Annotated in this window: 12 protein-coding genes; 7 read left to right on the forward strand and 5 right to left on the reverse strand. The window is 73.7% G+C overall.

From position 1 onward, the window contains the following. Positions 1-148: 148 nt before the first annotated feature. The 5 genes from EES41_RS04410 to EES41_RS04430 all read right to left on the reverse strand — a co-directional run bounded on the left by EES41_RS04410 (position 149) and on the right by EES41_RS04430 (position 4352). Positions 149-913 carry a thioesterase II family protein gene (locus EES41_RS04410; RefSeq protein WP_073776050.1) on the reverse strand — a complete coding sequence of 255 codons (765 nt, stop codon included), beginning with the start codon at positions 911-913 and terminating at the stop codon, positions 149-151. Between the two features lie 447 nt (positions 914-1360). Beyond that, entirely contained in the window at positions 1361-2395 is a 1035-nt protein-coding gene (locus EES41_RS04415; protein ID WP_123075822.1) for an alcohol dehydrogenase catalytic domain-containing protein, read from the reverse strand. 150 nt (positions 2396-2545) lie between these two features. Next, positions 2546-3520, reverse strand: a complete 975-nt coding sequence (locus EES41_RS04420) for an LLM class F420-dependent oxidoreductase (protein WP_123075823.1) — start codon at positions 3518-3520, stop codon at positions 2546-2548. A gap of 48 nt (positions 3521-3568) precedes the next feature. Next, positions 3569-3931, reverse strand: coding sequence for a hypothetical protein (locus EES41_RS04425; protein WP_123075824.1), 363 nt, complete (start codon positions 3929-3931; stop codon positions 3569-3571). A 154-nt stretch (positions 3932-4085) separates the two neighbouring features. Beyond that, complete coding sequence (locus EES41_RS04430; protein WP_123075825.1) at positions 4086-4352, reverse strand: DUF4235 domain-containing protein; 267 nt, start codon at positions 4350-4352, stop codon at positions 4086-4088. A 78-nt stretch (positions 4353-4430) separates the two neighbouring features. Here EES41_RS04430 and EES41_RS04435 point away from each other — a divergent pair, with 78 nt between their 5' ends. The 7 genes from EES41_RS04435 to EES41_RS04465 all read left to right on the forward strand — a co-directional run bounded on the left by EES41_RS04435 (position 4431) and on the right by EES41_RS04465 (position 11007). After that, entirely contained in the window at positions 4431-5435 is a 1005-nt protein-coding gene (locus tag EES41_RS04435; RefSeq protein ID WP_123075826.1) for a glutathione S-transferase family protein, read from the forward strand. A gap of 70 nt (positions 5436-5505) precedes the next feature. After that, entirely contained in the window at positions 5506-5745 is a 240-nt protein-coding gene (locus EES41_RS04440; RefSeq protein WP_123075827.1) for a hypothetical protein, read from the forward strand. A 50-nt stretch (positions 5746-5795) separates the two neighbouring features. Beyond that, positions 5796-8060, forward strand: a complete 2265-nt coding sequence (locus EES41_RS04445) for a cation-translocating P-type ATPase (RefSeq protein WP_123082254.1) — start codon at positions 5796-5798, stop codon at positions 8058-8060. Then, the gene (locus EES41_RS04450; RefSeq protein WP_123075828.1) at positions 8057-8590 is read left to right on the forward strand and encodes a copper chaperone PCu(A)C; all 534 of its coding nucleotides are present in this window, start codon (positions 8057-8059) and stop codon (positions 8588-8590) included. The genes EES41_RS04445 and EES41_RS04450 overlap by 4 nt, the downstream gene beginning before the upstream one ends. A gap of 154 nt (positions 8591-8744) precedes the next feature. Further along, the gene (locus tag EES41_RS04455; protein WP_037794121.1) at positions 8745-9380 is read left to right on the forward strand and encodes a metal ABC transporter ATP-binding protein; all 636 of its coding nucleotides are present in this window, start codon (positions 8745-8747) and stop codon (positions 9378-9380) included. Continuing rightward, positions 9377-10243: a metal ABC transporter permease gene (locus EES41_RS04460; RefSeq protein WP_123075829.1), complete on the forward strand. Its 867-nt coding sequence runs from the start codon at positions 9377-9379 to the stop codon at positions 10241-10243. Before EES41_RS04455 ends, EES41_RS04460 begins: the two co-directional genes overlap by 4 nt. Then, positions 10201-11007 carry an ABC transporter substrate-binding protein gene (locus EES41_RS04465; protein WP_123075831.1) on the forward strand — a complete coding sequence of 269 codons (807 nt, stop codon included), beginning with the start codon at positions 10201-10203 and terminating at the stop codon, positions 11005-11007. Before EES41_RS04460 ends, EES41_RS04465 begins: the two co-directional genes overlap by 43 nt. Positions 11008-11075: the final 68 nt, after the last annotated feature.

Genomic DNA, 11075 nt, shown 5'->3' on the forward strand with positions numbered 1-11075 from the left:
TCGCGTCCCGCCTCGTGGGCGGGGCGGGCCGCCGGGGCGGGGCCGGTTCCCTCCGTGCGGGGAGGGCTGTCCGGCCCGGCCTCGGGGCCCGTTCTCGTCCGTTCGCCGTCTGGGGTGCCGCTGGTCACGCGGTTTCCCGGCGGGCGGCTCAGCCCTTTCGGACGGCCGCTGCGAGCTCCTCGGAAACGACCTTCAGGATCTGCGGCTGATGCTGGGCGAGGAAGAAGTGACCCCCGGGATAACGGTGGATGTCGAATGCCGCGCGGGTGTGCCCTCGCCAGGCGTCGGCTTCCTCCCGGCTGGTCCGGGGGTCGGATTCGCCGGTCAGCACGGTGATGGGGGTGTTCACCGTGTCCTCGGGCGCGGCCCGGTAGTTCTCGATCGCGGTGTAGTCGCTCCGGATGGCGGGGAGCACCATGCGCAGGATCTCCTCGTTGCCGAGGATCGCGGCGTTGGTTCCGCTGAGCTCCCGCATTTCGGCCACGATGCCGTCGTCGTCGCGCAGGTGCACGGTCTCGGGGCGGTGGCTCGACGGTGAGCGGCGTCCCGAGGCGAAGATGTGGACGGGGTCGAAGCGGTGCTCGCGTTCGAGGCGGCGGGCCACCTCGAAGGCGAGGACGGCGCCCATGCTGTGGCCGAACAGGGCCAGGGGACGGTCGAGCCAGGGCACGAGCGCGCTGGTCACCGCGTCGGCGTAGACGCCGATGTCGGTGATTCCCGGCTCGTGCCGGCGGTCCTGGCGTCCGGGGTACTGCACGGACAGGACGTCCACCTCGGGGGCGAGCGCCTGGGACATGGGGTAGTAGAAGGAGGCGGATCCCCCGGCGTGCGGGAGGCAGACCAGTCGGATCGGGCTTTCGTCCGCGGCGTGGTAGCGGCGGATCCAGCCGTCGGCATTCTGCTTGTCGATCAAGGGGATGAAGACTCCCTGTTCCGGCGCGGACGCGGCGCGCTGGTTCGTTGGCCGAACTCTTCCACCGCGTCCGTACGCGTGTTCCGTTGTACTCATGTCTAGCAGAGGGTCAATGCCGTCAGTACCCCTACGTTGGACCCCTATGGCGGCCGGAAGTCCCCTGACCCGTACCCCTCGGGGGCCGCTGCGGAAACGGACCCGCGCCGTCGAACGCCCGCCGTCCGCAAGGCCGGTGGGGTGTGAGGGGATGGGCCGTACGGAGCCGGGGGGTGGGGCGGGCCGTCGGCGCGCAGCTCCCTTGTGGCGATCACGGCTCCAGCCTAGGAACGGCCGCTTCGCCGCCGTAGGGCCGAACGTCCCGTCGGCACGGGGCACTTGGGCCCCTCTCGGCGCGAGCCGGAGCGGGTCGGCGCGTCATGGCGCCGCCCCGGGGCCGTCACGGGGCCGTCACGGCCGGATCAGGACCTTCAGCGCCTGACGGTCGGCCATCGCCCGGTAGCCGGCGGGGACGTCGTCGAGGCCGACGGTGCGGTCGAAGACGCGGCCGGGTTCGGCCGTCCCGTCGAGGACGTCGGGCAGCAGTTCCTCGATGTACGCGCGGGCGGGAGCGACGCCGCCGGTGAGGGTGATGTTGCGGAAGAACACCGGCAGGTCCATGGGCACCTCCGGGTACTGCGGGGCGCCGACCCGGCTGATGGTGCCGCCGTCGCGCACGACGCCGAAGGCGGTCTCGATGGCGGGCCTGAGGCCGACGCACTCCAGGACGGTGTGGGTGCCGTCGCCCGCGGTCAGCTCGCGCACCTTCTCGACGCCTTCCTCGCCGCGCTCCTCGACCACGTCGGTGGCGCCGAAGTCACGCCCGAGATCGGTGCGGTCCTTGTGACGGCCCATCAGGATGATCCGTTCGGCTCCGAGCCGCCCGGCGGCCAGTACCGCGGACAGTCCGACGGCGCCGTCCCCGATCACCGTGACCGTCGTACGCGGTCCGACGCCGGCGGTGAGCGCGCAGTGGTGGCCGGTGGGGAACACGTCCGAGAGGGTCAGCAGCGACGGCAGCAGGGCCGAGTCCTCTCGGACGGGCAGTTTGACCAGGGTGCCCTCGGCCTGCGGGACGCGCACGGCCTCGCCCTGCCCGCCGTCGACGTCCTGCGCCCCCCAGAAGCCGCCGTGGCGGCAGGAGGTCTGAAGGCCCTCGCGGCAGAAGTCGCAGGTGTTGTCGGCCCACACGAAGGGGGCCACGACCACGTCCCCCCGGCGCAGCCCGGTCACCTCGGTGCCGGTGTCCTCGACGACGCCGAGGAACTCGTGGCCGATCCGGTCGCCCTGGTCCGCGGCGGGCTTGGAGCCGTAGGGCCACAGGTCGCTGCCGCACACGCACGAGCGCAGGACCCGCACCAGGGCGTCGGTGGGCTCGCGCAGGACGGGGTCCGGGACGTTCTCGACGCGTACGTCGCCCGCGCCGTAGATGAGGGTCGCTCGCATGATGCCTCGCCTTTCGGTCGGTGCTGTCGATCGCCCCCCTCCACCGTGGCGCCTGCCGGGCGCGGCCGCCACGCGGGGCGGCCGCGCCCCGCCCGCGCCGCGGATGCCGGTGGCGACGCTGGGCCCGTCCGTCCGGCCCGGTCAGTGGGCCTACGGTTCGAACGATGCGCGCAGGGCGGGGAGCAGGACGCTCTCGGCCCAGTCGATGAAGGGGCGTTGGTGTGCTCCGCCCACCTGTACGAGCGCGATCTCCGTGAACCCGGCGTCCGCGAACGGGCGGACCGCGTCGACGAACTCGTCGGTCCCGTCCCCGCAGGGGATCGACTCCGCGATGTCCTGGGGTCGCACGTACCGCGTGGCCTGGTCGAACGCTGCGGGTCCGGGCAGCTCCGCGTTGACCCGCCAGCCGCCCGCCGACCAGCGGAACTGTTCGTGGGCGCGGGCGACGGCCGCGTCCCGGTCGGGGTCGTAGCAGACCGCCAGCTGACCCACCCTGGGCTTGCCGGCGCCTCCCGCGCGGTCGAACGCCTCCAGGAGTTCCCGGTCGGGATCGATGGCGATCACCAGGTCGGCGAGCCGGCCCGCCAGGTCGCAGGACCGGTCCCCGGAGACCGCGACGCCGATGGGCGGCGGCTGCTCCGGCAGGTCCCACAGCCTGGCGTCCTCGACGTCGAAGTACTGCCCGTGGTGGTTCACGCCGCCGCCGGCGAAGAGGGCGCGGATGATCTCCACCGCCTCCTCCAGCATCCCCAGCCGCACGTGCGCGGCGGGCCACCCGGGGCCGACGACGTGCTCGTTGAGGTTCTCGCCGGAGCCGAGGCCCAACCGGAAGCGCCCTTCGGACAGCAGTTGCAGCGTCGCCGCCTTCTGGGCCACGACCGCCGGGTGGTAGCGCACCGTCGGGCAGGTCACGTACGTCATCAGGGGGATGGTCGTCGTGGCCTGCGCGGCGGCTCCCAGGACACTCCACGCGTACGAGGAGTGCCCTTGGGCGGCGAGCCAGGGCGAGTAGTGGTCGGATGTGACGGAGAAGTCGAACCCCGCCCGTTCGGCGGCGGCCACGTGCTCCACCAGCTCCCGGGGGCCGGCCTGCTCGGTCATCATCGTGTATCCGAATCGCACCATGTGCTGCGCCTTACCGGTCTCCCCGGCCGCAAACCCGGCGGGCCGGGCTCAGGCGGCCGCCGCGTCCTGGTCCGCTCCGGACCGGAGGGACTCGACGGACTGGATCGCCTGGGAGGCCGTTGCGTGCACCTCCAGCCCGTGCGACCGCAGCGCGCCCTGCGCTTCGGACAGGTGGCGCGCCACCACGGCCAGCGAGGCCCCGGCCGCCCGGCACAGCCGTTCGGCGCGCAGTACGGTGCTCACGACGGCGGCGCCCGCGGCCGGGGGCAGTTCCATCACGACGGTACGGGGCCGGTAGCTGCCGAGCAGCGCTTCGAACTCCCAGACGGCGGCGCCGCGCGTGCCGACATCAAGGCCTTCGTGCAGCCGGACGATCAGAACGCCGCCGTCGAACAGATGAGAGAGCAGCACGGCCTCCCCTTCCCCTCTTGTATTGACGATTCACCATGGAAATGCCCGGCCGGAAGACCGCTACACGCAGCAAACCGCACTCAGTACGGAAAATTTCCTTGGATGCCGGGGCAGGAACTGGCGGGAACCACCCTGCGGTACTGAGCGGACCGGTCTACGCGGGCCAGGTGCCCGACACACGGCGGACGGCCACGGCGCCGGACCGCTCGACGGCGGCCTTGACGAGGGCGAAGATCGCCCCCTGGATCGCCGCCGCGAGCAGGATCTCCCGCCACTGGCGTTCCTCGTCCATGGCATCGGGGGCGTCGTCTTCGTGCCCCGCGAGCTTCCACACCTGTTTGAACAGCGTCCCGGCCAGGAGTCCGGCCCCGGCCCCCAGGGCCAGGGCAACCGGCTTGTAAGCGACTTTCGATGCCTTCATGTCCCTCCGCCTGCCCGGGCGGGCGCCCCGTACGCGTTCGAGGCCGCGCCACTTGGGTAGGCGGACGGGGTGAGCTATGTGCATCGGGGCCAGGAGTACTCCCGCGACGACCGGTACGTCACCACCCGGATCACCGCGGACGGACGCGAGGGTTTCCCGGTCGAGCCCGGCCGCTACCGGCTGGTGGTCAGCCGTGCCTGTCCGTGGGCCGGTCGGGCGGTGATCGTGCGGCGGCTCCTGGGGCTGGAGGCGGCGCTGCCGATGGCCGTGGCCGGGCCCACGCACGACGAGCGCAGCTGGACCTTCGACCTCGACCCGGGGGGCCGTGACCCGGTGCTGGGCATCGAGCGGCTGCGGGAGGCCTACCTCGCCCTCGATCCGGACTACGGCCGGGGGATCACCGTCCCGGCGATCGTGGACGTGCCGACGGGCCGGGTCGTGACCAACGACTTCCCGCGGATCACGATCGACATGTCGCTGGAGTGGACGGCGCACCACCGCGAGGGGGCGCCGGCGCTGTACTCGCCGGCCGCGCGGCCGGAGATCGACGCGGTGAACGAGGTGGTGTACGCCGATGTGAACAACGGCGTGTACCGGGCCGGGTTCGCGGGGTCTCAGGAGTCCTACGCCGCCGCGTACGAGCGGCTCTTCGGCCGGCTCGACTGGCTGTCCGAGCGGCTGGAGGGCTCCCGCTACCTCGTCGGGGACACGGTCACGGAGGCGGACGTACGGCTGTTCACCACGCTGGTGCGCTTCGACTCCGTCTACCACGGCCATTTCAAGTGCAACCGGCAGAAGCTGTCCGAGATGCCGGTGCTGTGGGCGTACGCCCGGGACCTCTTCCAGACCCCCGGATTCGGGGACACGGTCGACTTCGACCACATCAAGCGGCACTACTTCCTGGTGCACGACGACATCAACCCGACCGGGATCGTCCCGGCCGGCCCGGACCTGTCGGGCTGGCTCGCACCGCACGGCCGCGAGGCACTGGGCGGCCGGCCCTTCGGTGACGGCACGCCGCCCGGCCCCGTCACGGCCGCCGAAGCCGTCCCCGCCGGCCACACCCCGCTCGCCGCCGGCTGACCGGGAACTTCCGCCCGGGCCCGTACGACTACGTCACGGCAGGCGCCGAGTACGAGAACCCGGAGTGACGATGACGCAGCGGCCGCAGTCCCCAGCCCCGGCAGCGAGCGGGATCGCGAGGTGGGCGCCGCCGCCGGCGCTGGTCGGGTTCCTGGTGCTCCTCGGGCTGATGTTCGCCGGGGCGTACGCGGTGGGGGCGGCGGCCGGTCCGGTGGCCCCCGGCATGCGCTCCTCGGACCCGGGCACCACCGGGTCCGAGCGGGGCCCCCTGGGGCCGCACGGGCACGGCGGCACGGGTGACGCCCGGTGACGACGGAGCGGACGGACACCCTGGCGAGCACCGATCTGGTCGTGGGCGGTATGACCTGCGCGGCCTGTGTGAACCGGGTCGAGAAGCGGCTCGCCCGGATCGAGGGCGTGAGCGCCACGGTCAACCTGGCCACCGGGCGGGCCAGGGTGAGCCATCCCGAGGCCGTCACGGTGGGAGACCTCCTCGCGGCGGTGGAGCGGGCCGGCTACAGCGCGGAACTGCCCGCTCCGCCCCCGCCCCGGCGGACTCGGCCGTCGGATCCGCCGGATGCGTCGGGTCCGGCGGGATCACCGGGGTCCGGCCGCGATCGCGAGGAGCGGCAACGGCTGCTGGTCACCGCCCTGTTGTCGGTTCCGGTCCTGGTGCTGTCGATGGCGCCGGTCCTGCAGTTCCGCAACTGGCAGTGGCTGTGCTTCGTGCTGGCGGCGCCGGTCGTGGTCTGGGGCGCGTGGCCGTTCCACGCCCGGGCCGTGCGCGGGCTGCGGCACGCGGCGGCGACGATGGACACCCTGGTGTCCCTGGGCGTGGCCGCCTCGTTCTGCTGGTCGGCGTACGCCCTGTTCCTCGGTGGCGCGGGCACGCCGGGGATGCGGATGCCCTTCACCCTGCTGCCCTCCGCCGGCGGGGAGGTCGCGCACGTCTACCTGGAGGCCGCGGTCGGGGTGCCGCTGTTCGTCCTCGCGGGGCGCTTCCTGGAGTCCCGGGCCCGTCACGGCACGGGGGAGGCGCTCCGCTCGCTCGCCGGGCTGGCCGTCAAGGACGTGACCGTACGGGAGGACGGCGCCGAGCGGCTCGTCCCGATCGAGCGGTTGCGGGTGGGGCAGGAGTTCATCGTCCGGCCGGGCGAACGGGTCGCGACGGACGGGGTGGTGGTCTCCGGGAGTTCGGCGCTCGACCTCTCCCTGGTCACCGGCGAGAGCGAGCCCGTCGAGGTGGGCCCGGACCGCCCGGTGGTGGGCGGTGCGGTCAACGCGGGCGGCCTGCTGGTCGTCCGGGCCACGGAGGTCGGCGCGGACACCCGGCTCGCCCGCATCACCCACATGGTCACCGAGGCACAGGCGGGCAAGGCGCGGGCGCAGCGCCTGGCGGACACGGTGGCGGGTGCCTTCGTTCCGGTGGTGCTGGCCCTGGCCGTCACCGTGCTCGGCTTCTGGCTCGGCGCCGGGGCCGATCCGCAGGCGGCCGTGACGGCCTGTGTCGCGGTCCTGGTCGTGGCGTGCCCCTGCGCGCTGGGGCTGGCGACGCCCACCGCCCTGCTGGCGGCGACCGGCCGGGGTGCCCGGCTCGGGGTGCTGGTCAGCGGGCCCCGGGCGCTGGAGACCCTGCGGCACGTCGACACGGTGGTCCTGGACAAGACCGGCACGCTGACGACCGGCCGGATGACCGTGGCCCGGGTGACCGCGGTGCCCGGCGGGATCGGGCGGGAGCGGGCGCTGCGGCTGGCCGCCGCGGTGGAGCGGGGCTCCGAACATCCGCTGGGCCGCGCCGTGGTCGCGTACTGCGGGCAGCAGCTGCCCCGTCTGCCGCTCCCCGAGGTGACCGGCTTCCGGGCCACCGCCGGTGTCGGTGTGACCGGGGTCGTGGAGGGGCACCGGGTCGAGGTCCGCGCCGCAGGCGCGGATGCGCACCCGTCGCTGGCCGAGGCGCTGGCCGAGGCGGAGGCCGCGGCGCGGACTCCGGTCCTGGTCCGGGTGGACGGGGCGGACCAGGCCCTGGTCTGCGTCGGCGACGTCCTGCGCCCCGGGAGCTACCGGGCCGTCGACCGGATACGGCGCCTGGGGGTACGGCCGGTGCTGGCCACCGGCGACCGCGCGGCCACCGCGGCCCATGTCGCGGCCGCGCTCGGGATCGAGGAGGTGCGCGCGGGCTGCTCGCCCGAGGACAAGGCGGAGCTGGTGCGGGAGTTGCGGGAGCAGGGGCGGCGGGTCGCGGTGATCGGCGACGGGGTCAACGACGCCGCCGCCCTGGCCGGCGCCGATCTCGGCATCGCGATGGGGAGCGGAACGGACGTGGCCATCGGCGCCGCCGACGTCACGCTGGTGCGCGGCGACATCGAGGCGGTCGCCGACGCCGTCCGGCTGGCGCGGCGGACGCTCGGGACGATCCGGCTCAATCTCGTCTGGGCCTTCGGCTACAACGCGGTGACGCTGCCGCTGGCCGCGGTGGGGTTGCTGAGCCCGATGGCCGCGGCGGCCGCGATGTCGGTGAGTTCCCTGATGGTGGTGGGCAACAGTCTGCGGCTGCGGACCTGGCAGCCGTCGCCGCGCGCCCGGCGGACGCGTCCGGGCGGCCGGGCGGAAGGTACGGGGCGATGACGCGAGCGAGTTCGGCTGAGGGCCGGGGCGGCCCGCGCCCGGCCCGGCGGCGGGTGGGCGAGGCGCTGTCGGCCGCGATCGCCCCGCTGGCCGCCTGTTCGGTGGCGCTGGCGGCGCTGACCGTGTGGACCGCCTCCGGCGCCGCGGGCAGTCCGCCGCGGATCGCCGCCGGCAACGGCCGCGTCTTCCTTCCGTACGGCGACAGCCGGGACACGGCCGCCTTCTTCGAGGTGACCAACATCGGCGGCGGCGAGGACCGGTTGACGAAGGTGACCTCTCCTTCCGACGCCGTCGGGAAGACGATGCTGAGCCGGCACGAGAGCTCGGGCCGCGGGGCCGACACCATGCGGATGACGGAATCCGTCCGGGTCCCCGCGGGCGCCACCTTGGCCATGTCGCCCTTCGACGTGAGCGTCATGACCCGGATGAACTCCCGCTGGCGCGCGGGCGAGGTGGTGCCGTTCGTCCTCCACTTCCGCCACAGCGCGCCGGTCGAGGTACTGGCCGTGGTGGTGCGGCCCGGCAGCTGACCGTGCCCGCCGCGGACCTGCCCGGGTGGCGGCGCCGGTGACGGATGTGCCGCCCGCCGGAACTGGAAGCCTCCCGCGCCCGACTAACGCGGAGTGAAGGGCGGCGGGCCACCCGCCGCCGGCACCTGGCGACGGAGCGGGGAAGGGGCGTGGAATGGGCGGACTGGACGTACACATGCGGGGGGTCGCCTGCCGCCATGGCCGGGTCGAGGCGGTCGCCGACGTGGACCTGAAGATCTCGGCGGGCGAACGCGTGGCCCTGACCGGGACCAACGGTTCGGGCAAGACCACGCTGCTGCGCGCGGTCCTCGGGCTGCACCGGCAGGTCAGCGGTTCGATCCTGGTCGGCGGCCGGGGCACCGGCTCGGCGGCCGAGTGGGCGTGGCGGCGGCGGTCCTGCGCCTGGATCCCGCAGAAGCCGGCGGCCGGCCGGTTCCCGCTGCTCGGGGACGAGTTGCTGGCCAGCGGCGGCGCACCGGCCGAGGCCGCCGAAGCGGCGCGGAAGCTGGGGGTCGGCTCGCTGGTCGAGCGGCCGCTGCACACCCTCTCCGGGGGGCAGTTGCAGCGGATGTACCTGGCCCGGGCCATCGGATCGGTGGCGGCGGGCGCCGAGGTGCTCCTCGCCGACGAGCCGACCGCCGCGCTGGACTTCGGCGGGCAGGAGGAGGCGGCCGACGTACTGGCGTCGCTGCCGGTGACGCTGATCGTGGTGACGCACGACCGGGCCCTCGCCGAGCGCTGCGACCGGGTGCTGGAGATGGCCGCGGGCCGGCTGCGGGAGGTCGCGTGATCCTCGCGACGGCCGACGTCGGCGAGCTGCTGGGGCTGGTCCCCGTCCAGCGGGCGGGCGTGGCCCTGCTGCTGGCGGCGGTCGGCCTGCCCGTGATCGGGGTGGTGATCGTGGGGCTCGACATCATGCCGGTGCGCTTCGCGATGATGCACGTCGCGCTGCTGGGCATCGCGGTCGGGCTGCTCACCGGTCTCGACCCGATGCTGTGCGCGCTGGTGGCGTGCGCCCTGGCCGGTGCGGGGGTGGCCCCGCTCGCCCGTACTCCGGACGGGCTGTCCGGGGCGATGGGGCTGCTGATGAGCCTGGCCATCGCCGCGGCGCTGCTGCTGCTGGCGGTGTCGGGGGTCAACGCCTCCGGGGCGTTCGCGCTGCTGTGGGGCTCGATCCTGTCCGTGGGCACCGCCGATCTCGTGGTGCTGGGCGCGCTGGCCGTCCTGGTGCCCGCGCTGTTCTGGTGGCGGCGCCGCGAGGTGGCGCTGCTGCTGTACGACCGGGAGCTCGCCCAGTGTTCCGGTGTTCCGGTCCGGCTGCTCACCGCCGTCCTGCTGGTGCTGGTCGCGGTGGCGGTCGCCGGGGCGATCAAGCTCACCGGCGCGCTGCTGGTGGACGCCCTCACCCTGCTGCCGGCGCTCGCGGCGCGCCGCCTGGGCACTTCGCTCAGGTCGATCACCCTGTGGGCGGTCGGCATCGGCGTCGCCGTGAACCTGACCGGGTTCCTGATCGCCCTCTGGCTCGACTGGCCCCCCGGGCCGGTCCTCGTCCTCACCGCCGGGACGCTCGTCCTCGCGGTCCATCTCATCCCCGAACGGAGAATCAGCACATGGCGCGCACCCGCGTCCGATTCGCTTCCTTCCTCGCACTGAGTGCGGCTCTGGCCCTCGTCACCGGCTGCGGGAACGGCGGCGGCGACACCGGATCGAAGGACGGCAAGAACAGCCACGACGGGAAGCCGGTCGTGGTGGTCACCACCACGTGGGAGGGCGCCTTCGCCAAGGCCGCCGGCGCCGAGGACATCAAGGTGATCGTCCCGCAGTCCGTGCACCACGCCCCGGACTACGATCCGAAGCCCTCCGACCTCGCCGCCGTCGGCAAGGCCGACTTCGTCCTGTACGCGCCCTTCGAACCGTACGCGGCGAAGATCAAGGAGGCGGCGGGCTCGAAGGCCGAGCTGGTCGAGGTGAACCTCGACAACGACGCCGACAAGGTCAAGACCGAGGTGGCCCGGCTGGGCAAGCTGTTCGGTACCGAGGACGCCGCCGCGAAGTGGACGGCCTCGTTCGACACCGAGTACGCGAAGCTGTCGAAGGACGTCCAGGGCTCCTGGCCCGGCGGGAAGAGCCCGGTGGTGGTCAGTCAGGTGTTCACCGTCTGGTCCGCGAAGCTGTCCGGCGCGACCCCCGTCGGCACGTACGGGCCCGAGGCCGTCACTCCGGCGCAGCTCGCCGAGCTGTCCGCGAAGAAGCCGGCCCTGGTGCTGGACAACGCGCACATGTCGACCGGGACGGTCCTGCCCGACTCGGGCGCCAAGCAGGTGAAGATCGTCAACTATCCGGGGAACGACCTCGACCTGCTTCCGGTCTACCGCAACGCGGCCGCGGAACTGAAGAAGGCCATGGGCGCCTCCTGACGTACGGACGAAGAGAGGGCGGGCGAGCACCGGGAGTGCTCGCCCGCCCTTTCGCGCGCTACGTGGAC

This window comes from Streptomyces sp. ADI95-16, from assembly GCF_003721495.1.
Taxonomy (GTDB): Bacteria; Actinomycetota; Actinomycetes; order Streptomycetales; family Streptomycetaceae; genus Streptomyces; species Streptomyces goshikiensis.